The 24,350-nt window shown below is 72.1% G+C and carries 26 protein-coding genes and 1 tRNA gene; 15 read left to right on the top strand and 12 right to left on the bottom strand.

Annotation, left to right across the window (positions count from 1 at the left end; all coding sequences use genetic code 11):
• Position 1: 1 nt before the first annotated feature.
• The 4 genes from NMK44_RS23525 to NMK44_RS23510 all read right to left on the bottom strand — a co-directional run bounded on the left by NMK44_RS23525 (position 2) and on the right by NMK44_RS23510 (position 5,628).
• The gene (locus tag NMK44_RS23525; RefSeq protein ID WP_254746193.1) at positions 2 to 1,117 is read right to left on the bottom strand and encodes a PP2C family protein-serine/threonine phosphatase; all 1,116 of its coding nucleotides are present in this window, start codon (positions 1,115 to 1,117) and stop codon (positions 2 to 4) included.
• Positions 1,118 to 1,237: 120 nt separating this feature from the next.
• On the bottom strand, positions 1,238 to 2,020 hold the full coding sequence (locus NMK44_RS23520) for an IclR family transcriptional regulator (protein WP_254746191.1): 783 nt from the start codon (positions 2,018 to 2,020) through the stop codon (positions 1,238 to 1,240).
• A gap of 117 nt (positions 2,021 to 2,137) precedes the next feature.
• Positions 2,138 to 4,405 (bottom strand): terpene synthase family protein, encoded by a 2,268-nt coding sequence (locus tag NMK44_RS23515; protein WP_254746189.1) that lies wholly within the window; start codon positions 4,403 to 4,405, stop codon positions 2,138 to 2,140.
• 89 nt (positions 4,406 to 4,494) lie between these two features.
• Positions 4,495 to 5,628: an acyltransferase family protein gene (locus tag NMK44_RS23510; RefSeq protein WP_254746187.1), complete on the bottom strand. Its 1,134-nt coding sequence runs from the start codon at positions 5,626 to 5,628 to the stop codon at positions 4,495 to 4,497.
• Between the two features lie 170 nt (positions 5,629 to 5,798).
• Between NMK44_RS23510 and NMK44_RS23505 the strand changes: the two genes are divergently transcribed.
• Positions 5,799 to 6,254: a tellurite resistance TerB family protein gene (locus NMK44_RS23505; protein ID WP_254746185.1), complete on the top strand. Its 456-nt coding sequence runs from the start codon at positions 5,799 to 5,801 to the stop codon at positions 6,252 to 6,254.
• Between the two features lie 45 nt (positions 6,255 to 6,299).
• On the opposite strand, the gene NMK44_RS23500 is transcribed toward NMK44_RS23505, so the two are convergent.
• Positions 6,300 to 7,259 (bottom strand): M56 family metallopeptidase, encoded by a 960-nt coding sequence (locus NMK44_RS23500; protein WP_254746183.1) that lies wholly within the window; start codon positions 7,257 to 7,259, stop codon positions 6,300 to 6,302.
• Between the two features lie 3 nt (positions 7,260 to 7,262).
• Positions 7,263 to 7,679 carry a BlaI/MecI/CopY family transcriptional regulator gene (locus NMK44_RS23495; RefSeq protein WP_254746181.1) on the bottom strand — a complete coding sequence of 139 codons (417 nt, stop codon included), beginning with the start codon at positions 7,677 to 7,679 and terminating at the stop codon, positions 7,263 to 7,265.
• A gap of 237 nt (positions 7,680 to 7,916) precedes the next feature.
• On the opposite strand from NMK44_RS23495, the gene NMK44_RS23490 reads away from it, so the two are divergent.
• From NMK44_RS23490 to NMK44_RS23480, 3 genes are read left to right on the top strand one after another with little or no spacing between them, the layout of a single operon-like run.
• Positions 7,917 to 8,162 (top strand): ferredoxin, encoded by a 246-nt coding sequence (locus NMK44_RS23490; RefSeq protein ID WP_254746179.1) that lies wholly within the window; start codon positions 7,917 to 7,919, stop codon positions 8,160 to 8,162.
• A complete protein-coding gene (locus tag NMK44_RS23485; RefSeq protein WP_254746177.1) occupies positions 8,152 to 9,546 on the top strand; it encodes an NAD(P)/FAD-dependent oxidoreductase in 1,395 nt (464 codons plus the stop codon). The genes NMK44_RS23490 and NMK44_RS23485 overlap by 11 nt, the downstream gene beginning before the upstream one ends.
• A 30-nt stretch (positions 9,547 to 9,576) precedes the next feature.
• Positions 9,577 to 10,818 (top strand): cytochrome P450, encoded by a 1,242-nt coding sequence (locus tag NMK44_RS23480; RefSeq protein ID WP_254746175.1) that lies wholly within the window; start codon positions 9,577 to 9,579, stop codon positions 10,816 to 10,818.
• Between the two features lie 205 nt (positions 10,819 to 11,023).
• Here NMK44_RS23480 and NMK44_RS23475 read toward each other — a convergent pair whose 3' ends face one another.
• Complete coding sequence (locus tag NMK44_RS23475; protein ID WP_254746173.1) at positions 11,024 to 12,529, bottom strand: SDR family oxidoreductase; 1,506 nt, start codon at positions 12,527 to 12,529, stop codon at positions 11,024 to 11,026.
• A gap of 398 nt (positions 12,530 to 12,927) precedes the next feature.
• Between NMK44_RS23475 and NMK44_RS23470 the strand changes: the two genes are divergently transcribed.
• Entirely contained in the window at positions 12,928 to 13,224 is a 297-nt protein-coding gene (locus NMK44_RS23470) for a type II toxin-antitoxin system VapB family antitoxin (RefSeq protein ID WP_030084955.1), read from the top strand.
• 112 nt (positions 13,225 to 13,336) lie between these two features.
• The gene (locus NMK44_RS23465) at positions 13,337 to 13,990 is read left to right on the top strand and encodes a LytR C-terminal domain-containing protein (protein WP_254746171.1); all 654 of its coding nucleotides are present in this window, start codon (positions 13,337 to 13,339) and stop codon (positions 13,988 to 13,990) included.
• A gap of 51 nt (positions 13,991 to 14,041) precedes the next feature.
• Here the strand turns inward: NMK44_RS23465 and upp are convergent, their stop codons facing one another.
• Complete coding sequence (gene upp, locus NMK44_RS23460; protein WP_254746169.1) at positions 14,042 to 14,677, bottom strand: uracil phosphoribosyltransferase; 636 nt, start codon at positions 14,675 to 14,677, stop codon at positions 14,042 to 14,044.
• Between the two features lie 189 nt (positions 14,678 to 14,866).
• On the opposite strand from upp, the gene NMK44_RS23455 reads away from it, so the two are divergent.
• The 4 genes from NMK44_RS23455 (at position 14,867) to NMK44_RS23440 (ending at position 16,453) form a co-directional block, all read left to right on the top strand.
• Entirely contained in the window at positions 14,867 to 15,031 is a 165-nt protein-coding gene (locus NMK44_RS23455) for a hypothetical protein (protein WP_254746167.1), read from the top strand.
• A 203-nt stretch (positions 15,032 to 15,234) separates the two neighbouring features.
• Entirely contained in the window at positions 15,235 to 15,753 is a 519-nt protein-coding gene (locus tag NMK44_RS23450; RefSeq protein WP_254746165.1) for a tRNA adenosine deaminase-associated protein, read from the top strand.
• 43 nt (positions 15,754 to 15,796) lie between these two features.
• On the top strand, positions 15,797 to 16,297 hold the full coding sequence (gene tadA / locus NMK44_RS23445; protein ID WP_254746163.1) for a tRNA adenosine(34) deaminase TadA: 501 nt from the start codon (positions 15,797 to 15,799) through the stop codon (positions 16,295 to 16,297).
• A gap of 69 nt (positions 16,298 to 16,366) precedes the next feature.
• A tRNA-Ser gene (locus NMK44_RS23440) sits at positions 16,367 to 16,453 on the top strand.
• 116 nt (positions 16,454 to 16,569) lie between these two features.
• On the opposite strand, the gene NMK44_RS23435 is transcribed toward NMK44_RS23440, so the two are convergent.
• A complete protein-coding gene (locus tag NMK44_RS23435; protein WP_302888520.1) occupies positions 16,570 to 17,085 on the bottom strand; it encodes an ion channel in 516 nt (171 codons plus the stop codon).
• 136 nt (positions 17,086 to 17,221) lie between these two features.
• Positions 17,222 to 18,457 carry a DUF6777 domain-containing protein gene (locus tag NMK44_RS23430; protein WP_254746161.1) on the bottom strand — a complete coding sequence of 412 codons (1,236 nt, stop codon included), beginning with the start codon at positions 18,455 to 18,457 and terminating at the stop codon, positions 17,222 to 17,224.
• A gap of 455 nt (positions 18,458 to 18,912) precedes the next feature.
• Here NMK44_RS23430 and NMK44_RS23425 point away from each other — a divergent pair, with 455 nt between their 5' ends.
• Positions 18,913 to 19,791: a universal stress protein gene (locus NMK44_RS23425; RefSeq protein WP_254746160.1), complete on the top strand. Its 879-nt coding sequence runs from the start codon at positions 18,913 to 18,915 to the stop codon at positions 19,789 to 19,791.
• A 62-nt stretch (positions 19,792 to 19,853) separates the two neighbouring features.
• Here NMK44_RS23425 and NMK44_RS23420 read toward each other — a convergent pair whose 3' ends face one another.
• Together NMK44_RS23420 and NMK44_RS23415 are read right to left on the bottom strand one after the other, a co-directional pair.
• The gene (locus NMK44_RS23420) at positions 19,854 to 20,012 is read right to left on the bottom strand and encodes a hypothetical protein (protein WP_254746158.1); all 159 of its coding nucleotides are present in this window, start codon (positions 20,010 to 20,012) and stop codon (positions 19,854 to 19,856) included.
• A gap of 370 nt (positions 20,013 to 20,382) precedes the next feature.
• Positions 20,383 to 21,408 (bottom strand): 6-phosphofructokinase, encoded by a 1,026-nt coding sequence (locus NMK44_RS23415; RefSeq protein ID WP_254746156.1) that lies wholly within the window; start codon positions 21,406 to 21,408, stop codon positions 20,383 to 20,385.
• Positions 21,409 to 21,603: 195 nt separating this feature from the next.
• On the opposite strand from NMK44_RS23415, the gene NMK44_RS23410 reads away from it, so the two are divergent.
• The 4 genes from NMK44_RS23410 (at position 21,604) to NMK44_RS23395 (ending at position 24,251) form a co-directional block, all read left to right on the top strand.
• Positions 21,604 to 21,822: a hypothetical protein gene (locus NMK44_RS23410; protein WP_254746241.1), complete on the top strand. Its 219-nt coding sequence runs from the start codon at positions 21,604 to 21,606 to the stop codon at positions 21,820 to 21,822.
• Between the two features lie 33 nt (positions 21,823 to 21,855).
• On the top strand, positions 21,856 to 22,149 hold the full coding sequence (locus NMK44_RS23405) for a Dabb family protein (RefSeq protein WP_254746154.1): 294 nt from the start codon (positions 21,856 to 21,858) through the stop codon (positions 22,147 to 22,149).
• A gap of 247 nt (positions 22,150 to 22,396) precedes the next feature.
• The gene (locus NMK44_RS23400) at positions 22,397 to 23,230 is read left to right on the top strand and encodes an RNA polymerase sigma factor SigF (RefSeq protein ID WP_254746152.1); all 834 of its coding nucleotides are present in this window, start codon (positions 22,397 to 22,399) and stop codon (positions 23,228 to 23,230) included.
• A gap of 190 nt (positions 23,231 to 23,420) precedes the next feature.
• Entirely contained in the window at positions 23,421 to 24,251 is an 831-nt protein-coding gene (locus NMK44_RS23395) for an RNA polymerase sigma factor SigF (RefSeq protein ID WP_254746150.1), read from the top strand.
• Positions 24,252 to 24,350: the final 99 nt, after the last annotated feature.

The raw sequence follows: 24,350 nt of genomic DNA, 5'->3' as shown, positions 1-24,350 counted from the left end.
CTCAGCCCAGCGGCGCCTCGGCGGGGGCGGGCACCGCACCGGCGACCGGTTTGCGGAGCAGCAGCAGCGCGGCGTCGTCGTGCAGCCGTCCGCCCACATGGTCCAGCAGATCGCCGTGGAGAGCGGCGAGGGTCTGGGACGGTTCGTCGCAGAGGTGCCGCGGCACCCGCTCCATCAGCGGGAAGTACTCCCGGCCGTGGTCCCGGGCCTCGATCACCCCGTCGGTGTAGAGCAGCATCTGGTCCCCGTCGTCGAACGGCACGAGCTGGAGGCTGGGCAGCTCACCGCCCAGGGACCCCAGCCCCAGCGGCGGGGCCGGGCGGGTCGGCTCGACGGCCACCACCCCGGACCGGTTGACCAGCAGCGGCGGGGCGTGACCGCAGTTGACGATCTCCATCCGGCCGGACCGCGGATATCCGGCGACCACGGCGGTGACGAAGTCGTCGGGGGCGAGGTTGCGCGCCAGGCTGCGTTCGATCCGGCCGACCACGTCCAGCAGATCGGGTTCGTCATAGGCGGCCTCGCGGAAGACACCGAGCACCAGGGCGGCGGTGGACACCGCGGGCAGCCCCTTCCCCCGGACATCGCCGACGATCACCCGCACCCCGTAGGGGCTGGAGACCAGCGCGTAGAGATCGCCGCCGACCCTGGCCTCCGCGGCGGCCGCGCTGTAGCGGACCGCCACCTGGAACTGGCCGACCCTGGCGGGCACCGGCTTGAGCAGGGCGTTCTGGGCGGCCTCGGCGACCGAGCGGACGGCCGCCAGCACCCGTTCCCGGCGCTGCCGCAGCAGACTGGCCAGACAGCTCGCCAGGGTCACGGCGGCCACCGCGATCAGCATGATCGCCCGGCCGCGTACCGGGATGTCCGTCGGAGCGATCAGGAATCCGCCGACGGCCACGGCGAGCAGCCCGATCCGCAGGACCCCCCACGGTCCGCAGACCGCGGCGGCCAGCGCCGGACCGACGGCCAGCAGCGGCAGCCAGCTGATCCCGGCACCGGTGAGGACGTCCAGCAGGGCGACAGCACAGATGAGCAGCACGGGCACCGCGCCGGAGAGACGGGCGGGGGCGTAGGGCCGGTCCGGGTCAGACAAGAAGAATCGGGCCTGGATCATGTCCTGTATCGCTGCTCTCTTTCCCACGCGGGCTTGACTTGGGCAGGGGACGCCGGACAGCTTTTTGTCCGGTTCACCCAGAGAAACAGCGATTCCATACTCGCGGCAAGGGCCACGTTTTCAGATAGTGAGCGAGAGGCTCCTGCTCACCCGGTCCGCGGTGGGCAGCAGCCGCTGCCGGACCTGCTCCAGCCGCTCGTCGTCACGGTGGGTGAGCGGTGCGACCCGCTCCGACCGCAGGGAGATCCCGAGCGAACCGAGCCGGTCCCCGCTGTACACCGGTACCGCGAAGCAGACCGTGCCGAGCGCGTACTCCTCCAGATCGGCCACCAGCGAGGGCTGCGGCCTGGCGTCGAGCCGCCGCAGCAGCTCGGCGGGGCGGGTGATGGTCCGGGGGGTGAGATCGGCGAGCTGATGGCGGGAGAGGTAGTCGCGACGGGCCTCGTCGTCCAGCTCGCGCAGCACGCATTTGCCCAGCGCGGTGGCGTGCCCGGCATCCTCGAACCCCACCCACAGATCGACCCGCGGCGCCCGCGGCCCGTCCGCGATCTCCGCGACCCGGATCTCGCCGTCCTCGTAGAAGGTGAGGTACACGGCGGCCGACAGTTCATCGCGCAGAGCGGCGAGGGCGGGGCGGATCCGGCCCAGCAGCGCCTGGTCCTGGGCACCGCTCTGGAGGGAGTGCAGCTTGTCGCCGATCACGAAGCCGCCGTCGTCCAGCCGGTTGACGTAGCCGTCGTGCACCAGGGTCCGCAGCAGGTGGTAGGTGGTGGCCAGCGGCAGCCCCACTTCACGTGCCAGCTGTTTCGCCGGCGCACCGCCCTCATGTGCGCCCACGGCTTCCATCAAGCGGAAGGCTCGCTGTACGGAGGTGATGAGCGTAGGGCCCGCCTGAGCACCCATATCCCCAGCTTGCGCCCCTCGCCCCGGGCAGGCAAGGGCCTCCGCCACCGGATCCCGGCCGCACCGCGGGCGTGGCGGCCGGGACGCACCGCGGGCGTGGCGGCCGGGACGCCGGAACTACGGACGCGCTCCCGCCGCCAGCGGGATCCGCGCGGCCGCGGTGCCCAGTCCCGTCGGACCGCGCCAGCGGGGCGGGGCCACCACCACGCCCCCGGCCGGAGGGGCCAGCCGGTGGCGCAGTTCCTCGTCCCGGTAGCGCGGAACCTCCTGGTGCCAGTTGAAGATCCCGGTCATCCAGTGGCGCAGGTCCCGGACATAGCCGTCCAGGGCCGTGCGGGCCTCCGGACCCAGACCGAAGTCCTGGCACAGCACCGGCAGTTCGCGGGCCACGACGTGCTGGAACTGCCGCATCCGGGAGGCCAGCAGATCCTCGACGATGGTGAGCCCGGCCGGGTAGTCGCAGTCGAAGAAGTTCTGCACCACCAGGACGCCGTTGTGCACCTCGCCCTCGGCCTCGATCTCCTTCTGGTAGGAGAAGACGTCATTGAGCAGGGTCGCGTAGTCGACGGCCGCGTTCTCCAGGGACCGGACCGGTCCGCTGCGGTGGACCTCGTCCGGCAGCCGGTGCCCCTGGACCAGGCGGCACAGGCTCATCGAGAGGTCCGCCCCGAAGGTGCGCCGCCGCATCTCGATGTAGTCCACCGGATCAGGGATACGGTTCTGCGCCTGGTCGGCCAGCTCCCACAGCCAGCTTTCGGTCATGTCCTCGACCGCCTCGCGGAACGCGCGGCGCGCGGTCCGCGTCATCGGACCGGCGGTACGGCCCCACAGGTCCGCCAGCGCCCGCTCCAGCGCGTTCGCCGGGGCCGGGGCGGCCTCCGCGCCCAGCGGCATGCAGGCGCCCAGCCGCTCGTTGCACACCTTCGCCCCGGCGAGGTCACGGGTGCGGCCGAAGACCGCCGGGTAGTAGTCGTCCGCGTAGGTGCCCCAGGCCAGCCAGAGGGAGGCGAGGGCGACCTCCTCGGGCGAACCGTCCGGATGGATCCCCGCCGCGCACAGCGGGAGGTCGGCGGCGAGCAGGCGGTGCTCGTCCCAGACGTACGACCCGGGGATCCCGGGCTGCGGCTGGAGGATGCCCATCCGGTGCGCCCATGCGGTCAGTTGGCAACGCGCAGCGTTCAGATGCGGACTGAGCCGCAGGGTGAACGGCATGGGGAGGTCGGGGATCCGGGACGGTCCGACCTTCTGGAACGGGACGTGGGCGAAGCCGCGGCCGCGCGCCGCCTCGGCCCGCCCGGTGGTCAGCCGCAGATCGGCCGCCGAGGTCCCCAGACCACCGCCGCCGATCCCGCTCAGCCCGAACGGGACACGGGCCGCGGACACCGGTCCCGCCCCGCCGCCGTTCATGTAGCGGCTGGAGCGCAGATGCCATTCATGGCCGCCGGACTGCCAGTCCTGGAGCCCCTTCACATAGGCCAGGACGCGCGAGCGGCCCTCCGCGTCCACCCCGTGTGCGGCGAAGAGCGGGCCGAGTTCGGTGAGCGCGGTGTGCTCGAACTGCTGGAGCCGTGACGTCAGCAGATCGTTGACGGCGTCGGCGGCCTGCTGGGTGGAACAGCCGAGGAAGGTCTCCAGCACCAGCACGCCATTGCTCAGCTCACCCTCGTCCTCGATCTCCCGCTGGTAGGAGAAGAGGTCGTTGCGCAGGTGCACACCGTCGGAGAAGGCGTCCCGCAGCACCCGCAGCGGCCGCGTCCCCGCGACGGCCGCGGGGACCTCGGCGCGCGCCGCGTACTCCACGAGACCGGCCGACCAGGGCGCGCCGCCGACCTTGCGGCGCATCTCGATGTACTCGACCGGATTGGGGATCCGGTCCGCGTTGATGTTGGACAGCTCCCAGAGCGATTCATCGAGCAGGTTCTCCGTCGACTCCCGGAACCGCGCCCGCCACTCCCGCGACATGGCGGGCACCGTGCGCGCCCACAGGTCGGCGAGGCCCGCCTCGACCGGGTTCACGGGCTCGGGGGTGTCCGCGCCCGCGTCCATCGGCATGAAGGCGGGCAGCCGGTCCAGGTATGCCTTGCCGCCCGCACGGTCCTGGGAGCGCTTGAAGGTCTCCAGGAAGTGGTCGTCGAAGAAGAAGACCCACACGTACCAGTCGGTCACCAGGGACAGGTCCGCGGCCGAGCAGTCGGGGTGGGTGTAGGCGCACAACAGGGCGTAGTCATGCGCGTCGAGGTCCCGCTGCTCCCAGACGCCGGAGCCCTCCAGCATGCCCATCTCGCGGGCCCACCGGGTGGAGTGCTCCCGTGCCTCCCGCACATGGGGGTTCAGCCGCGCCGGGTACGGCAGGTAGAAGTCGGGGAGTCGAAAGGGCTGTGTCACTGCGGGGCCGGCACCTCTCCGTGCGGGGATGTCCGGGACCGTACGGGGCCCGGGTGGAACGGCTGCGCCCTACCCGGGGCCCCGACCGGCTATCCGACAGCCTCATTAGTCACATGAACGGCCGGTGGTTTTCGGCCTGTTGTCCCGTTCCGCGCATGGGCGGGCGGCGCCTCCAGCGCAGGTGGCTTCTCCGGGGCGGCGGACCGGAAGGCCCACTCCATCCGCGGCTCCATCGCACACCGGAACAGCCACCGCACCGGCGGTGCGCACAGCGCCGTCACCACGGCCGCCGCCAGCGCCGTCACCGCCACCGCGCCCAGCGGACGCTGCACCCAGGGGTGCTCGTACCAGCCCCAGAAACGGGAGCCCTTGGCCAGGAATCCGTGCAGCAGATAGCCGTACAGCGTCCCCGCGCCCAGCGCGGTGCACCACATCCGGCGGCCGGGCACCCAGGCCAGGAAGCACACGGTCAGCAGGAGCGAGCAGCCGAAGAGCGCGAGGGTCATCACCGCACCGCTCCACCAGGGCGCGCCGAGTTCCTGGGCGCTGTCACGGCGGTAGAGCCAGGCCGGGTTCATCCGCGGCGCCGCCCAGTAGGCGAAGACCACCGCACCGGCGAGCACCGGCAGCGACAGCCACCGCACCGCGCGCCGCCGCACCATCCGGAAGTGCCGCGGCTCCAGTTGGAGTCCGAGCACGAAGAACGGCAGGAACTGGAGCACGCGTTGGAGGTCGAGATCATCACCGATGGCCGGGGAACAGGCGGCGAGTACGGCCACGAGGAGGGCCAGGGGCAGCGGATGGCGGGCGATCCGCCACAGCGGGGTGGTCAGCCGCCAGACGAACAGCGCGATCAGGAACCAGGTCAGGTACCAGGGGTCGACCAGGCTGACCGGATGGGCCGGATCACCGTCCGCCCAGCGCTTGAAGAGGCTGTACGCGGCCTCGAAGAGGACGTACGGCACGGCGACCCCGGTGATCAGGCGCCGCAGCCGGTCCGGACGGGCGTCGAAACTCCGTGAGAAGTAGCCGGAGATGAGGATGAAGGCGGGCATGTGGAAGGCGTAGACGGTGAGGTAGAGCGCGGCCGCGGCTCTGCTGCCGCTCCGCAGCGGCTCCCATGCGTGTCCCATCGCCACCAGCACGATCGCGGCGTACTTGGCGTTGTCGAAGAACGCGTCACGGTCTCGGCGTCCGGACCGTAAAGATGCGGAGTGAGCCATTCCACGGACCCTAGTGGCGCGTTCCGGCCGCGACCGGAATGGCTCACCTCTTGCGTACCGGCTTGCGCGGCGGCGTTCCGGTGTCTGCCGGTCTGTTAGCTTCTACAGTGCTGTAGATCTACAGAACTGTAGATACTGACGTCCGACCGACGACCTCCGATGGAGTGGTTATGGCCCTGTGGGACCGCATCAAGGACTCCGCCCAGACGATGCAGACTCAGCTGCTCGCCAAGAAGAACGACTTGAAGAGCGGAGCGTTCCGCGACGCCAGCATGGCGATGTGCGCGCTGGTGGCCGCGGCGGACGGTTCGGTCGACCCGGCCGAACGGCAGCGCGTGGCCCAGCTCATCGCCACCAACGAGGTGCTCCAGAACTTCCCCGCCGACGACCTCCAGCGGCGCTTCGACGAATATCTGGACAAGCTGGTCGCCGACTTCGACTTCGGCAAGGTCAGTGTGCTCCAGGAGGTCGCCAAGGCGCGGAAGAAGCCCGCCGAGGCCCGCGCCGTCGTCCAGATCGGCATCGTCATCGGCGGCGCCGACGGCGACTTCGACAAGACCGAGCAGGCCGTGGTCCGCGAGGCGTGCTTCGCCCTGGACCTGCCCCCGGCCGAGTTCGACCTGTAACGGCCTTAGCCCTCCCCGGCGTCGGGAGCCGCCGGCGGATCGCTCCTACAGCGGGGTCGCCGCGTGCAGCACGAGGAACAGCGCGACCGCCGCGTTCGCCGAGGACAGCGCGGACGCGGCGGTGCCCACGGCCGCGATCCACAGCGCCAGACCCGCCGCCGTCCGCACCGGCGGCCAGCGCCGGGCCGGTGGCACCGGACCCAGCAGCGCCGCGACCCGGCGCGGCACCGGTCCGGGGGTGGCGAACCCGGCGAGCGCCGGATCCGGGGTGCCCCGGGAGACCAGCGCGGCCTTGCCGACCGCGCGCGCCGTCACCCGGCGGTCCCCGACCTCCCGGGCGGCCTCCTCGTCCGCCCAGCGCTCGGCGCAGTAGCCCACCGCGGGCCGCAGCGGGCGCAGCAGCGGATTGGCCCGCGCCGAGAGCTCGGCGGCGAGCAGGAAGCGGTGGTGGCGGGCGGTCAGATGGGCCCGCTCATGGGCGAGCAGGGCCCGCCGCTCCCGGACGTCCAGACAGGCCAGCATCCCGGTGGAGACCACGATCCGGTCCGGGCTCCGCGCACCGTCCGGCGCCCCGGCCCTCCCCCCGGGCAGCGCGTACGCGTACGCCGCGCCGTCGGGCAGCACCGCGACGGGACCGTCCGGCAGCCCGGCCAGGGCCCGCCTGGACCGCCGCCGCACCCGCGTATGACGCAGCACGGTGGCCGCGCAGCCGACGGCCACCACGGCCAGCGCGCCGATGGCCGCCTTGCCCGCCACCTCGTCACAGGGCACCGCGGCCCGGACCTCGGGGTCCGACCAGCCGTCCGGCAGTGGGTTGCCCGGTAGCTGGGCGGTGCCGACGACCACCAGCAGCCCCAGGCAGAGCGTGGAGCACACCGCCAGTACGGCGCCCACCAGGGACAGCAGCCGGGTGGCGGTGCGCGGGTGGAGATGCTGTTCGGCCAGCCGGGCGATCGGCAGCGCCGACAGCGGCAGGACCAGCGGGAGGAAGACGAAGACGCCCATCGCTCAGCCCTCCTCCGGCTCCTCCGCGGCGTCGTTCAGCAGATCGCGCAGCAGCCGCTCGTCGTCGTCGCTCAGTCCCGTCACGAAGCTGGCGAGCACCGCCCCGCGGTCGTCCTGGCCGTCCAGCACCCGCCGCATCCGCAGCGCCGCGAGCCCCGCCTCGTCCGAGGCGGCCCGCCAGACGAACGACCGGCCCGCGCGCTCCCGCGTCACGGCCTGCTTGGTGTGCAGCCGGGACAGGATGGTCATCACCGTGGTGTAGGCGAGTCCGCCCTCCAGCCGCTCCTGCACCCAGGCGGCGGTCACCGGCCCGGGCGCCCGGCGCAGCGCCCCGAGCACCTGCGCCTCCAGCTCGCCCTGGCCGCGTCGACGGGGGCGCCGGGGCCAGCCGGGTCCACCGGTCCGGTCCTGGTCCGTCACACCGTCTCCTTCCCGCGGCGCCGTGCCGCCCGCCACCCCGCCGGGCGGCGATACATCGTACTGAGCGCTCACCGGCCCCACCGGGCCCGCACCCACCCCTTTGGCCCGGCTGTGCGCGCGGGCCCCCGCCCGGTCGCCCATGCTGAGCCGCAGGGGGGCGTCCCGCTGCCGGGGCCGACCGCCGAGGGGACGCGGGACGGCGCCGACGGCCCGAGCTGTGGGAAGGGCAGGGCCCGGATGAGGATTGTCGTCGATCTCAACCGCTGTCAGGGATACGCGCAGTGCGCCTTCCTCGCTCCCGATGTGTTCACCATGCACGGCGACGAGGCGCTGCTCTACAACCCGTACGCCGACGACACCCAGCGGGAGAACGTCGCGCGCGCGGTGGCGGCATGTCCGGTGCAGGCCATCATGGCCGAGGGGCTGGACGTCGACGGTGTGGACGGGCTCTCCGCGCGGACGGTGACGACCGGTGTCCGGTAACGGGTCGCTGGAGGCGCTGCGCCGCTCGGGGCGGATCGTGATCGTGGGCGCCTCGCTGGCCGGACTGCGCGCCGCGGAGGCCCTGCGCGAGGAGGGGTTCACCGGCTCCCTCACGCTGATCGGCGACGAGCCCCATGAGCCCTACGACCGGCCGCCGCTGTCCAAGCAGGTGCTGCTGGGCAAGGCCGACGCGGACCGCACGGCACTGCCCCGCCACCGTGAGCTGGACGCCGAGTGGCGCCTCGGAGTGGCCGCCACCGGTCTCGATATGACGGCCCGCCGGGTGCGGCTGGCCGACGGCACCGAGGTGCCCTACGACCGGCTGATGATCACCACCGGAGTGCGGGCCCGGCCCTGGCCGCATCCACTGGAGGCCGAACTCGACGGTGTGTTCGTGCTCCGCACCCGCCAGGACGCCGTCGCGCTCAACCGGCGGCTGACGGCGGTGCCGCGGCGGGTGCTGGTCATCGGGGCGGGGTTCACCGGTTCGGAGATCGCCTCCGCCTGCCGTGAGCTGGGGCTGGAGGTGACCGTCGCCGAACGCGGCCCGGCGCCGCTGGTCGGCGCGCTCGGCGGGGTGGTCGCCCAGGTCGCCGCCGACCTCCAGCGCGCCCACGGGGTGGATCTGCGCTGCGGGGTGATGGTCACCGGTCTGGAGGGCGACTCGGCGGGACGGCTACGCCGGGCCCATCTGTCCGACGGCACCACCCTGGACGTGGACGTGGCGGTGGTCTCGCTCGGCGCCACCCGCAACACCGAGTGGCTGGCCGGGTCCGGGCTGGGCGCCGGGCCCCGGGGCATCGCCTGTGACGCGGGCTGCCGCGCGTTCGACATCCGGGGCATCGTCACCGACGACATCTTCGTGGCCGGGGACGTGGCCCGGTCACCGCATCCGCTCTTCAACTACCAGTTCCTGTCGCTGGAGCACTGGGGCAACGCGGTCGCCCAGGCCGAGACCGCCGCCCACAACATGATCAACGCCAGCGCCGACCGGCGGCCCCACGTATGGGTCCCGGCCTTCTGGTCCTCACAGTTCGGGGTGAGCATCAAATCGGTCGGGGTGCCGTCCCTCGGCGACGAGGTCCTGATCGCCCAGGGCTCGCTCGCCGAACACCGCTTCACCGGTGTCTACGGCTACCAGGGCCGGGTCATCGCCGCGGTCACCTTCGACCAGACCAAGTGGCTGGAGCACTACCAGGGGCTGATCGAGACCGCGGCCCCCTTCCCGCCGCCGGGGACCACCGTGGACCGCCGCGCCGAAGGGCTCCGCCCGGTCCCGGCCGACTTCCCCGACCCCTCGTTGCCCACCCACGGGCCGACCGTCACGCTCAGCGGCTACTCGCCCACCGACCGACGGATCACCTTCACTCCCGCGCGGGCCTGACCCGAGCCCGATGATCGAAGGACCTCAGCCATGACGCAAGGCTCGATGCTGCGGAAGATCACCGACTACGCCAACCGCGCCGATCCGTACCCCGTCTACGCCGAGCTGCGCAAGACGCCGGTGCTGCACGACGAGGAGGGCCCGTACATCGTCAGCACCTACTGGGAGATCCACGGTCTGCTGCACGATCCGCGGCTCAGCTCCGACGCGCGCAACCTGGGCCCGCAGGCCGTCGAGAACCTCGCCGACGAGGAGGACCCCGCGCTGCCGCCCGCCTTCCTCCGGCTCGACCCGCCCGAGCACGACCGGCTGCGGCGGCTGGCGATGACCCCCTTCGGCCCGCCGCACACCCCGCGCCGGATCCACGCGATGCGCGGGGAGCTCTCCCGCATCATCGGCGAACTGGTCGACGAGTTCGCCGACCGCGACCGGATCGACCTGGTCGACGACTTCTCGTACCCCTTCCCGGTCACCGTGATCTGCCGCCTGCTCGGCGTACCGCGCGAGGACGAGCCACGCTTCCACCACTGGGCCGAGACCCTCGCGGCCAGTCTGGACCCCGACCCGGACGAGGACGCCGCCGAACGCCGCCGCGTCACCCAGCAGGCCCGCAGCGAACTCGGGCTCTACCTCGCCGAACTGATCGAGGAGCGCCGCCGCGCCCCCGGCGACGACATGCTCTCCGCGCTGGCCGCCGGACACGGTCCGGAGGGGCAGATGACCCAGGCGGAGCTGCTGAGCACCGCGGCGCTGCTGCTGGTCGCGGGCCACGAGACCACGGTCAACCTGATCACCAACGGGATGCTGACGCTGCTGCGCAACCCCGATGTCCTCAAGCAGTTGCGCGAACGCCCCCATCTGGCCGTTCCGCTGGTGGAGGAGCTGCTGCGGTACGAACCCCCGGTACAGCTCCTGCCCCAGCGCACCCCGCTCGCCGACATCGACATCGCGGGCGTCACCATCCCCAAGGGGGCCTCGGTCTGGCTCGTCCTGGCCTCCGGCAACCGCGACCCGCAGCGCTTCATGGAGCCGGACCGGTTCGATCCGCGGCGCAAGGACAACCAGCATCTGGGCTTCGGCAGCGGTATCCATAGCTGCTTCGGCGCCCCGCTGGCCCGGCTCGAGGCCCAGCTCGCGCTGACCGAACTGGCCCGCCGCCTGGACAACCCCCGTCTGCTGGCGGACCCCCCGGAGTACCGCCGCAACGCGGTCCTGCGCGGCCCCCGCCACCTCCCGGTGGCCTTCGACGGCCTCCGCGGCAGGGACGCCTGACGAAGCGACCACCCACCGGACGGCGGGTGACGGCGCACGCCGGGTGCGGCGGACGCCGGGTGCGGCGGACGCCGGGTGCGGCGGACGGCCGTCGGCCGAGGAGTGGGACGCGGGCCCGCCGGAGTCGGGCGCACGTCAACGGGCGCGCCCCGGCCGGACGTACGGCGGGCGGCCGTACCGGCCCGGTACCCGCCGGGGCCTGGTGTCAGCGGCCCGGGGCCGTGCCGTCCCCGTTCCCGCCGTTCCCGTCCGCTTCCGCCTTGGCGGCAATGTTGCGGGCCATGCCGCCGAAGACCAGCGCATGCCAGGGCCAGACGCCCCACCAGTACAGATGCCCGGCCAGCCCGCGCGGGTGGAACAACGCACGCTGCCGGTAGACCGCGCCGCCCGCCGGCCCCCGGTCCACCCGCATCTCCAGCCAGGCCAGCCCCGGCAGCCGCATCTCGGCCCGCAGCCTGAGCAGCCGCGGCGGCCGGACCTCCTCCACCCGCCAGAAGTCGAGGCTGTCGCCGACCCGCAGCCGGGTCGCGTCCCGGCGGCCCCGGCGCAGTCCGACCCCGCCCATCAGCGTGTCGATCCAGCCGCGCAGGGCCCAGGCCACCGGCAGCGAGTACCAGCCGTTCTCCCCGCCGATGCCCTCCACCACGCGCCACACGTTCTGCGGGGTGGCGGCCACCGGCCGGGCGCGGTCGTCGGTGTAGAGGCTGCCGCCCGCCCAGTCCGGGTCGGTCGGCAGCGGATCGCTGGGCGCGCCCGGGGTGGCGGCGGAGGACCAGCGGGTGGCCACATCCGCGTCACGGATCCGGCGCAGCGCCAGTTCCAGCGCCCGGTCCAGTCCGATCCGGCCGCCCGGCCGGTCGGGGACGTACCGCGCGATGTCCCGCTCCGTGCAGACCACTTCGTGCCGCAGCGACTCCACCAGGGGGCGTGCGATGGCGTTGGGCACCGGTGTGACCAGGCCGACCCACAGGCTGGAGAGCCGGGGGGTGAGCACCGGGACCGGCAGGATGATCCGCCGGCGCAGCCCGGCGACGGCCGCGTACCGCAGCATCATGTCCCGGTAGGTGAGCACCTCGGGACCGCCGATGTCGAAGGTGCGGTGCACCTCCTGCGGCAGCGCCGCGCACCCCACGAGCAGCCGCAGCACATCGCGGACGGCGATCGGCTGGGTGCGGGTGCGCACCCAGCTCGGGGTCACCATCACCGGCAGCCGTTCGGAGAGGTAGCGCAGCATCTCGAAGGAGGCCGAACCGGAGCCGATGATCACCCCGGCGCGCAGCACGGCGGTCGGCACCCCGGAGTCCAGCAGCACCCGCCCCACCTCGGCGCGGGAGCGCAGATGCGGGGAGAGCTCCCGCTCGGGCACCCCGACCGGGGTCAGCCCGCCGAGGTAGACGATCCGCCGGACCCCGGCGGCACGGGCCCGGGTCCCGAAGGTCCGGGCCGCGCGGCGGTCGGTCTCCTCGAATCCGGAGCCGGTGCCGAGCGCGTGCACCAGGTAGTAGGCGATGTCCACGCCCTCCATGGCCGCGTCCAGCGACGCCCCGTCGGTGACGTCACCACGGACGGTCTCCACCTCAGGGGTCCACGGATGGTCCCGCAGCTTCTCGGGCGAGCGGGCGAGACAGCGCACCTCATGACCGGCGGCCAGCAGCTCGGGCACCAGCCGTCCGCCGATGTAGCCGGTGGCTCCGGTGACCAGACAGCGCATGCGGCCATGCTTGGACGTGGCGAAGCCCGGCGCAAGCGGACACGGCGGGCGCGTCCGGGGCCGGGCATGACGGAACCTGCGAGGTGGGCTTCCTTCGGCGGCATTGTCCGTATCAGGTAGTGGAGGTCGCCTTCCGGTCTCCCCGACCTTCAGGCCTCTCAGCCAGACCATCTAGAAGACGTTCCGGAGAACCAAGGTCCTCTGTCCTGAACGTCTCTCCGGTCGAGCTCCCTCGCTCGCCCCGCAGGCTGATATTCACGTTACTCCTGACCCCCCTGACTGCAAAGGCCCTTTTGGAGATATTTTCTCCCGTTTTCCTCTCCGGCGGGAACGGGCCGCACCCCGGCACTCCGGCGCCTTGGCTGCGCCGGGAGCCGCTCGCCCGGTAGGCTTTCCGTGTGATCTTCAAGCGCATCGGAAACGGTCGGCCCTACCCCGACCACGGCCGGGAAAGCACCCGCCAGTGGGCGGATGTCGCCCCACGCCCGGTACGCCTTGACCAACTGGTCACGACGAAGCAGCAGCTCGACCTGGAGACGCTGCTCGCGGAGGACTCGACCTTCTACGGCGACCTCTTCGCCCATGTCGTGAAGTGGGAAGGCGACCTCTATCTGGAGGACGGGCTGCACCGCGCGGTCCGCGCCGCCCTCCAGCAGCGCCAGGTCCTGCACGCGCGCGTCCTCGAGCTGGGCTGACCCCGCCCCGCCGCCTTCCGCCGCGCCCCCTGTTGGCCCTTTCGGGTTGGCCTGGGTACCAACCATTGATCATTTAGTAGGCATTGCCACCAGGCCGCACTACGCTGCGCACATGAGCATGCTGACCCCACCCGGGATGGGCGGCAAGTACCGCATCACGGGCGACCGCTACCCGCGTATGAGGCGACCGCGCGGCCGTCGGCGGCTGGTGTTCGCCGCCCTGGGCTCGGTGGTGGTACTCAGTCTGGTCGGCTGGGGAACGCTCCAGCTCATCGATGTCTTCTCGGGCGGCGACGACACCACCGTGCGCACCGCGAAGGGCACCGCGGACTGCAAGCGCGACCAGCGTCACGACGAGAACCCGCGGACCGGCCGTACCGCCGCGGCGCCGCCGAAGCCCGCCGACATCACCGTCAACGTCTACAACGCCACCAAGCGCTCCGGGCTCGCCAAGGACACCGCGGACGAGCTGAAGAAGCGCGGCTTCAAGATCGGCAAGGTGGGCAACGCCCCGTCCGAGTACGACAAGAAGGTCAAGTCCCCCGGGATGCTGCTCGGCGCCCCGGGCGCCGCCAAGGGCGCGTTCAGCGTGCTCGGCACCCAGCTGACCGGGACCGAGACCAAGAACGACGCACGCAAGGGCAAGGACGTCGACCTGATCATCGGCTCCGGTTTCAAGGACCTGGTGAAGCAGAAGGACGCCGACAAGGCCCTGGCCGCACTGGCCAAGCCCGAACCGGCGCCCTCGGGTTCACCCTGCGGCTGACGGCGGGGCGGCTCCGGCCGCCCGCGGCGCCTTCTGGCCCGCGAGACCGTCCTAGCCCGCGGACCCGTACATCCGGTCGCCCGCGTCGCCGAGCCCCGGGACGATGTAGCCGTTCTCGTTGAGCCCCTCGTCGAGGGACGAGGTGACCACCCGCACCGGCGCGCCCGCCAGCTCGCGCTCCATGACCTTCACGCCCTCCGGCGCGGCCAGCAGACACAGCGCGGTCACGTCGTCCGCGCCCCGCGACATCAGTTCCTTGATCGCCGCGACCAGGGTCCCGCCCGTGGCGAGCATCGGGTCCACGACGTAGACCTGACGGCCGGAGAGGTCACTGGGCATCCGGGTGGAGTAGGTGGACGCCGTGAGCGTCTCCTCGTCCCGGACCATCCCGAGGAAGCCGACCTCGGCCGTCGGCAGCAGCCGCATCATGCCGTCGAGCATGCCCAGACCGGCCCGCAGGATCGGCACCACCAGCGGGCGCGGATGGGACAGCTTCACCCCGGTCGTCGGTGTCACCGGGGTCTCGATGTCCACCGGCTCGATGCGCACATCGCGCGTGCCCTCGTACGCGAGCAGGGTCACCAGCTCGTCGGCGAGCCGCCGGAAGGTGGGGGAATCGGTGCGCTTGTCGCGCAGCGTGGTGAGTTTGTGCGCCACCAGCGGGTGGTCGACGACATGGATCCGCATGGCATCGACATTAACCGAGCCGCGGGCCCGCGCCGCCCCCGGCGACCGTTCCGATCGCCCTCGGCGGAAGGTCGTCGCGTGGGCGGTGTGTCGCTTCGGAGGCATCAAACCGCTGATTCGGGGGAAAGTGGGCAGGAGCGTCCGGTTGCCATCCGGACGACGACTCGGCCCGAGGGGTGATCTGAACCCATGGCAGACCGGGAAAACGAGAGCGCCGCCGAACGGCGCCGCCGCCGCGACCGCTTCCTGCGGGCGCTCAACGAGGCCCGGGCGATAAGGAACCGGGTCCGCCCGCAGCGGACCCGCTCGGCCCGCATGCGCCAGGCGATACATATGCGGACCTTCGGCTGGTGAAGCCGGGATGACCGCTCGCGCCCCGCCGGAGGCGGCCTCCGGGCCGGTCCACCCCCGGCCCGCGTGAGCGACATCTCTTTGGACTGGTGCACGACGCAGCGCGGAAGACCTCTCGCGAAGCGATGGTTTCTGCCACGATTCCGATTGGGGCGGGACACTGTCCCGCCCGCCCCGGCACGCCTATGACCAGTGGGAGAGTCACGGTGTACTTCGCCGCATTGCTCGCGCGCACCGCAGAAGGGTGGGAAGCGAGCGACACAGAGCTCGATGATGTGGAGACCCTGACCGATCTGATCGAGCTGGCCCGTGGAGCCTCCAAGGACGACGACACGGTTCTGGCCTTCCTCGAGCACGAAGACGCGTGGTTCGGCGTCGTCCGCGTGGACGGCGAGGACGACCCGCACATCTATGTATCCGACGCGGCCGCGGCCGCCCGCACCTCGTACGGTTCGATGCTCACCGACGAGCTGCTCGGCCGTGACCCCGATGACGACCTGGACAGCCTCGTCGACCTCGACGGCACCGAGGACGGCGAGCCGGACCGGGACGACGAAGACGCCGACTCCGACGCGCCCGCCCCGGTGGGCCCGCTCGGCGACGGCGACATCCTGGCCGACCTCGGTATGGAGGAGAAGGAGCTGAAGGCCCTGGAGGGGGACGCGCTCGAATCGATCGCCGACATGCTGGGCTGCAGCATGGAGGGGCTGGAGGCGGTGCGCTGACCGCGCTCCCCGCCCGTCCCGTCCGGTCGCCCACACTGGTGTCATGACCGATCCGCTGACCGGCAGCCCACCGGGTCCCGACCCCGACCCCCTGCGCGAACCCTGGCGCGCCCCGATGCGCCTCGCGCTGGAGGAGGCCGTACGGGCCCCGGAAACGGGGGACGTGCCGGTCGGCGCCGTCGTGCTGGGCCCGGACGGCTCGGTGCTCGGCCACGGCCGCAACGAGCGCGAGGCCCACGGAGACCCCACGGCCCACGCCGAGGTCCTTGCCCTCCGCGCCGCCGCCCGCCGCCTCGGCGGCTGGCGGCTGACCGGCTGCACCCTGGTGGTGACCCTGGAACCGTGCACCATGTGCGCGGGCGCGATCGTCCTGTCCCGCGTGGACCGCCTGGTCTACGGCGCGGCGGACGAGAAGGCCGGTGCGGTCGGCTCCCTCTGGGACGTCGTCCGCGACCGCCGCCTCAACCACCGCCCCGAGGTGATCGCCGGGGTCCTCCCCGCCGACTGCGCGGCCCCGCTCACCGCCTTCTTCCGCGCCTCCTGACCCCCCTCGTCCCCACCCCACCCGGAACCGATTTCGGTTCCCGGCCACCCGTCCGCTAGGCTCTCCCTCGGTAGCGTGTCCGAGCGGCCTAAGGAGCACGCCTCGAAAGCGTGTGAGGGGGCAACTCCTCCGTGGGTTCAAATCCCACCGCTACCGCGCGTAGACGAAGGGCCCGGCTCCCAGGAGCCGGGCCCTTCGTCATGCTTCCCAACGGGTCGGTCCCCAGCGGTGGTTGGGGCACCCCTCAGAGGACGAAGCACAGGGAACGGGGCTCAGGGGGTGGGGTTGTCGTCGTGGGGGTGGTGGGGGCCGGTGGTGGCGATCAGGCACTCTAGGCGGTCGAAGCGCTCGTAGAGGGCCTCGGCGTCGGCGGACAGACGGCGTTCCCCGCCGAGGATGCGGTCGTGGACCGCCTCGGTCAGCCGGTGCTGGCGCTTCTGTTCGCGGCCGACGAACCAGGCGGCGATGGCCGCGGTGATCATGCCGTAGGTCGTGATGCCCACGAACATCACCACACAGGCGATCAGCCGTCCCCACAGGGTGACCGGATAGAAGTCGCCGTAGCCGACGGTGGTCGCCGTCTCGGCCGACCACCACAGGGCCTTGGGGTAGCTGGTGAGGTTGGCGGAGGGAGCGTCGCGCTCGGCCGCCACCACGGCGTACGAGCCCAGCAGCATGACCGCCGCGAGGCCGAGCGTGGCCACGGCGGCGGCCTGGGTGTGCAGCGGCCGGTCCTCGCGGCCGAGCAGCAGCTTGATCGTCCTGGTCAGGAATCCGGGCAGGACCATGGCCACCATGCTGCCGTCCGGGGCGGCCCGGGAGGGGCCGGGGCGCGCGGCCGGCGCCCGCGGATTGCACCGAACGGTGCACCGGACGGACGCCGGTCGGGCAGCGAGCACTTCGCCTCGGGCTCGCCTCAGTGCCTCACGGGCCGGACGGCGGCGGCTGCGGCGGGGGCTGGGTCTGGTTGGGGTCCGGCTGCGGCTGCTGGTTCTGGTCCGGCGGCGGCTGGTTGGGGGGAGGCTGGTTCGGCGGGGGCTGGTTGGGAGGCGGTTGGTTGGGCGGGGGCTGCTGCTGGGTCTGGTTCGGGTCCGGCTGCGGCTGCGAGGGCGGCTGGCTCTGCTGCGCGGGGTCGGACGGCTGCTGGTTCGGATCCGAGGGCTGCGTCTGCTGCGCCGGGTCCGTCGGCTGCTGGTTGGGGTCGGTGGGCTGGTCGGAGGTCTGCGCCTCCGGCATCCCGCCGGACGGCGAACCGGACGGCCGCTTGGTCTCCAGAGGCGGAACCACCTCGGACGGGTTCTCGCCCGGCTTCGGCGCCTCCGGCAGGTCCGGCGCGCCCTGTTCACCCGGCATCGCCAGGTAGGGCGGGTAGTCGGCCTTCGCCAGCACCGTGTCGGCGGACCGGCTGTCGTCCCCGCCCTTGCCGCCGTCCCCCAGCGGACGCTTGAAGAGATCGGACTTACCGCCCGCTTCCAGCATCACGACCCGCTTGACGGCGTTCGGGGCGGCCTGGATCTCGGTGACCGTGCTCTTGGAGAAACCGGTCCACTCGGGGCCGGTGAACGTCGGGCGGGCGTCCTGCGGCGGAGCCGCCATCCGCACCGGGCTGCCGCAGTTGCACTTCACCACGGGCACCCCGCGCTGGTTCACGAAGACCGCCGTGCCCGCCTGGAGGACGGCGGACGAGGGCTTCGCGCCGGCGCGGGAGCCGTAGACCTTGGCGTAGGTGTCGGACCGCAGAACGGCGCCGGTCAGCCGGCCGACGTAGTCCGGGATGGCGTCGGCCGAGCCGAGGTGCTGGAGACGGCTCCAGGTGGCGGCCTTCTTCGGGTCGGCCTGGAGGCCGCGGATCAGCTCCCCGCGGTCGCAGGACTGCCGGTCGGGCGCCCCGGCGTACAGCCCCGGGGTGTTGCCGAGGAAGGCCCGGCCGCCGTTGGAGGGTGACTCCAGATCGGTCCGGTCCTGGCCCACGGCCCGGGTGAACGCCGGAACCGAGGTCTTGCCGATCGGCTCCCGGCGGAACTCGGCCGCCGCGGCCCTGCCGGACGCCTTTCCGGAAGGGGAGACCATCCCGACGACCACCACGGCGGCCACCACGGCGACGAGTCCGATGAATAGAGCTGAGCGGCGCGAGGTGAGATGCCATGTGCTCGAGCGCATTTCCCACTCCTTCCGTTCCTCGGCCCCATGCTGCGCCCGCACGCCACGCCCCCGCGTCCCCCGAATTTTTGACATCCCACCCCACCTTCGGGGGAGTTGGGTGCCGGAACGTACCCGCGCGGGCCCTGTCGTGGCCCGCCGCGGACCGTGCCCGTCCGGAAACGCAGAACCGCCCCCGGACCGATCTCTCGGTCCGGGGGCGGTCGCCGCCCCTCGCGGTCTGGTGCGCCGGTCCTGGGACCGGCGGGGAGGTCGATGAGGGGACGGATCCGGCGGGTCGTTCGCTTCCCCCCGGTTCATCCAGTGCACCACGGATGGCCCACTCGCGCGCGTCGAACCGGGACGCCCCCGTTCCCGCCCGGCCGGGAGAGCCGCGCGTACCTACACTGAACGGACGGAAACACCCTCCGGCGGCCGAGCGGGACGCAGTACCGGACGCAGCAGAGGAGGACCCGATGAGCGGCCCTGTCGTGGCGGGGGTCGACGGATCGCGGCGCAGCCTCGCGGCGGCGGAGTGGGCCGCCCGGGAGGCGGTGCACCGCGGGGTCGGACTGCTGCTGGTGCACGCGTGTCCCCCGCTGCCCCGCCGGGTCTCCCCGGTCCCCGGGGTGGACGCCTGGCAGCACGTGGGCACGCAGATGCTGGACCAGGCCGTGGCCGGGTTCGCCGCCCGCCACCCGGAGCTGGAGGTCACCGGCCGCCACACCGACGACGAACCCGACCAGGCGCTGCTCACCGCCGCTTCCGCGGCGGGGCTGCTGGTCGTGGGGGCGCGGGGCTGGGGCGGGTTCGACGGGCTCGCGGTCGGATCGGTGGCACTGCGGGTGGCGGCGGCCGCCGACTGCCCGGTGGTGACCGTGCCCGGCGAGCCCCGGCGGGCGGATCCGGCCCGCGGCGGCGTCCGGGAGGTACAGCTCGGCTTCAACGCCCACGCCCCCGCCGGCACCACGGCCGACTTCGCCTTCCGCGCCGCCTCGGAACGGGACGCCCTGCTGCGGGTGGTGCACGCGTGGGCGCTGCCCCCGGCGTCCCCGTCCGCCTGGATGCTGAGCGTGCTGGAGGAGGACCGCGGGCGGTGGGAGGACCAGGAGAGCCAGGTGGTCTCGGACGCGCTGCGGGGCTGGCGGGAGCGGTACCCCCAGGTCTCGGTACTGCCCGACGTGGTGCTGCTCAACCCGGCGCAAGCGCTGGTCAGAACGTCGGGACGGGCCCGGCTGCTGGTCCTCGGCCGCCGTACCGGGCCCCGGGTGGCGGAACGCCGGCTGGGCCCGGTGGCCCACGCCGTGCTGCACCACGCCCGCTGCCCGGTCGCGGTCGTGCCGCACCCCGAATGAGCCCCGCCGCACGCCCGCCGGCCCGGCGGCGGCCGCGAGTGCCGGGGCGTGGGCACCCGTCGCTACGCGGCCCGGGCTGCCGTGACCTTCACGACGGCGTACGCGACCGGACCCACCGCAGCCATGACGGCGTCGGCCCGAAGCAGCCGTCGTACGCGGCCCGGGCCGACGCGACCGTCGTACGCAGCCGCGATGGCCGCCGATCCGGGCCAGGCGGCCATCGCACCAGCCTGGCCCACTGCGGCAGTGGTGACACCACCCCGCCACGGCGTCGTACACACCCCGGGCCACCGCAGCCATGACGGCGTCCGTCCCACCGAAGCCGTCGCACGCGGCCCGGGCCGCCGAGGCCCGTCATGAGCAACCCGGCCATCGCACACGGCCTGGCCCACCGCGCCCGCCACGGCGACGTTTACGTACACACCCCGAGCCGCCACCACCGTGGCACGCGGCCCGGGCCGCTACCGCCCTGGTGGCGCCCGGCCCACCACGGGGCCGTACGCAGGACGCGACCGGGACCGCCGCAGCCGCCGCGCACACCCTGTCCGCCACGACCGGCGGCCCCGCCCCGCCCCGCGCAACCACCGCACCTCAGCCGAAGAACACCCCGAACTCGGCGTAGAGCGCCGGATCCACGGTCCTGGTGCCCGCCGCCGCTTCGGCGAGCGGGATCCGCACGATGTCGGTGCCGCGCAGCGCCACCATCGTCCCGAAGTCCCGGTCCTTCACGGTGTCGATGGCGCGCAGTCCGAACCGGGTGGCCAGCCAGCGGTCGAAGGCGCTGGGCGTGCCGCCGCGCTGGATGTGGCCGAGGACCGTGGTGCGGGCCTCCTTGCCGGTGCGGTCGGAGATCTCACGGGCCAGCCACTCCCCGATACCGGACAGCCGCACATGGCCGAACTCGTCGAGCGTGGAGTCCTTGACCACCATCTGCCCGGCCTTGGGGACCGCTCCCTCCGCGACCACCACGATCGGCGCGTATCTGATCTTGAAGCGGTTCTCCACCCAGCCGCAGACCTGGCCGACGTCGAAGGGCTGCTCGGGGATGAGGATGACGTTGGCGCCGCCCGCGATGCCCGAGTGCACGGCGATCCAGCCCGCGTGGCGGCCCATCACCTCGACGACCAGGGTGCGGGTGTGGGACTCGGCGGTGGTGTGCAGCCGGTCGATGGCCTCGGTGGCGATGTTGACGGCGGTGTCGAAGCCGAAGGTGTAGTCCGTCCCCGCGACGTCGTTGTCGATGGTCTTGGGGACACCGACCACGCCGATCCCCTGGTCGGAGAGTTTGGCGGCGACGCCGAGGGTGTCCTCGCCGCCGATCGCGATCAGCGCGTCCACCGCGTTCTCGGCGAGCGTGCGCCGGATCCGGTCGACCCCGTCCTCGCTGGCCAGGGGGTTGGTGCGGGAGGAGCCGAGGATCGTTCCACCGCGCGGCAGGATGCCGCGTACGGCCTGGACGTCCAGCGGCACGATGCTGCCGTCGAGCGCACCGCGCCAACCGTCCCGCACCCCGACGAAGTCGAAGCCGTGCACCTCCGCGCCCTTGCGGACGATGGCGCGGATGGCCGCGTTGAGGCCGGGGCAGTCGCCTCCGCCGGTCAGGACACCGACACGCATCTCCGCTCCCTCCTCCTCAGGACGCTTCTCCGGGCACTCCTCCCGGCGCTCCTCCGGACGCTCCTCCGCCGGGCGCTGTGGTCTCCCCTCCCACCTCCCAGAATCCACCCATTTCCCTGGGGACGCCCACCTCGGCGGGCACGGCACACAGGACGAAACCCCGATGATCGGACTGGTACGACTGATGTTCCAGGGGTGTGGATAGACTCTCGCGACGCCACAGGGGACCGCCGGGGAGGGCAGCACGCGATGGCACAGGCGAAGAAGATCGCGCTCTACATGCTCATCGTCTTCGTGCTCTACACGATCATCAAGACCCCGGCACGCGCTGCCGACCTGGTCCAGATAGGGTTCGAGGGCATATCGGACGCCGCCAAGAGCGTTGGCGAGTTCATGACTGAACTGGTCCAGTGACACCCCGCTGACAGCCCCGCCCGTGGAGGCACCGTGATTCGCCACCTGGTCCTTTTCAAGCTCAACGACGGTGTGACGCGCGACGAGCCGCGGGTCCAGGCCGGCGTCCGGGCGTTCGAGGAGCTCAGCGGCGTCATTCCCGAGCTGGAGCACTGGGAGTGCGCCTGGAACATCACGGACCGGCCGATCGCCTATGACTACGCGATCAACTCCGCGGTGGCCGACGTCGACGCCCTGAAGCGCTACATCGAGCACCCGGCCCATCAGGCGGCAGCCGGTCAGTGGCGGGAGTTCGCCACCTGGGTGATCGCGGACTACCCCTTCTGATCACGTTCCCGCCTCTTTCTGGTTTTGGTCCGCACCCCTACTGATCGCGCGCCGGGCACCTTCTGAGCGCCCCCGCAGCGCCTTCTGATCCTGTTCCGGACCGCTTCCGAACACCTTCACGATCAGATTTGCCCCACTACGTGGCAATTTCGCCATCAACACGTAGTAAAGCGGTGCTTGCACACAGTGCACATGTCTTGTGATGCTATGACCGCTTTGCCGGGTGAGTACATCGTGAAGGGGTGGCGTGACCGTGTCGGCCCGAACCGCGCCCAGAACCCCTCCCCAGGGCGATGGCGGCAGCGAGAGCGGCAGAAGCCGGGGGGCTGACGCCAGAGCGCTCACCCAGGTGCTCTTCACCGAGCTCTCCGGCCTCGTCCCCGGAAGCGCCGAGCATGCCCGGGTGCGTGCCGCGCTCATCGAAGCCAACCTCCCACTGGTCCGCTACGCCGCCGCCCGCTTCCGCAGCCGCAACGAGCCGATGGAGGACGTGATCCAGGTCGGCACCATCGGCCTGATCAACGCGATCGACCGGTTCGACCCGGAACGCGGGGTGCAGTTCCCGACCTTCGCGATGCCCACCGTCGTCGGCGAGATCAAGCGCTACTTCCGCGACAACGTCCGCACCGTCCACGTACCGCGGCGTCTCCACGAGCTGTGGGTCCAGGTCAACGGGGCGACCGAGGATCTGACGGTGCTGCACGGCCGCTCCCCCACCACGGCCGAGATCGCCGAGCGGCTGAAGCTCAGCGAGGAAGAGGTGCTTGCCTGTATCGAGGCGGGCCGCTCGTATCACGCCACATCACTGGAGGCGGCCCAGGAGGGAGATGGGCTCCCGGGGCTGGTCGACCGGCTCGGCTACGAGGACCCGGCGCTGGCCGGGGTGGAACACCGTGACCTGGTGCGCCATCTGCTCGTCCAGCTGCCCGAGCGGGAACAACGCATCCTTTTGCTCCGTTACTACAGCAACTTGACTCAGTCTCAGATCAGCGCGGAGCTCGGCGTCTCCCAGATGCACGTCTCCCGCCTGCTGTCCCGGAGCTTCGCCAGGCTCAGATCCGCAAATCGGATCGAGTCCTAATCACGACGGGCGATGCCCGCCCCGGTGGATCGGGGCATTAATGTCGACTTGGCGCTACAGCGTGTTGCCGACATGTGACATTCTGCTGGAACCGCGTTTGCCGCGGCTCGACCTCCGGTATTCAGGGGGAAGCTGCGTTGCATGCGCGCCGCGCGCAGCTGGGATCCGTCCGCGACCTCAAGGGGGTGGCATGTCCGTAGAACTGGGCAGCTCGAAGGTGCTCACCAATGACGCACCGCACGCGCTCGACGACTGCGACACCATCGACACCCGCACCCTCTCCCGCTCCCTGTTCCTGCGGCTCGCCGCACTCGACCGGGACAGCGTGGAGGCCACCTACGTACGCGACACCCTCATCGAGCTGAACCTCCCTCTGGTCCGTTACGCGGCCGCCCGGTTCCGCAGCCGGAACGAGCCGATGGAGGACATCGTCCAGGTCGGGACCATCGGCCTGATCAAGGCGATCGACCGGTTCGACTGCGAACGCGGCGTGGAGTTCCCGACCTTCGCGATGCCCACCGTCGTCGGTGAGATCAAGCGCTTCTTCCGGGACACCAGCTGGTCGGTGCGGGTTCCGCGGCGGCTCCAGGAGCTGCGGCTGGCGCTGACGAAGACAAGTGACGAGCTGTCACAGAAGCTGGACCGCTCCCCGACCGTTCCCGAACTCGCCACGGCGCTCGGCGTCTCGGAGGAGGACGTGGTCGACGGGCTTGCGGTGGGCAACGCCTACACGGCGAGCTCGCTGGACTCCCCCTCCCCCGAGGACGACGGCGGCGAGGGCTCCCTCGCGGACCGGCTCGGTTACGAGGACAGCGCGCTGGAGGGCGTGGAGTACCGCGAGTCGCTCAAGCCGCTGCTCGCCAAACTGCCCCCGCGCGAGCGGCAGATCATCATGCTCCGCTTCTTCGCCAATATGACGCAGTCGCAAATCGGGGAAGAGGTCGGCATCTCCCAGATGCATGTGTCCCGGCTGCTGACCCGGACCCTGGCCCAGCTGCGCGAGGGACTCATCGCGGACTGAGTCCCCCGGCCACCGACAGGCCACCGATCCGTCGCGGATATGTGCCGATCGCCGTCATACGGCGGTCGGCACATATCTGTACACCTGACGGGTCGTCAG

It is taken from the genome of Streptomyces cucumeris (genome assembly GCF_024295805.1).
GTDB classification, from domain to species: Bacteria; Actinomycetota; Actinomycetes; order Streptomycetales; family Streptomycetaceae; genus Streptomyces; species Streptomyces cucumeris.
The sequence above is the reverse complement of the archived record's forward strand: the minus strand, read 5'-3'. Positions and strand labels throughout refer to the sequence as shown.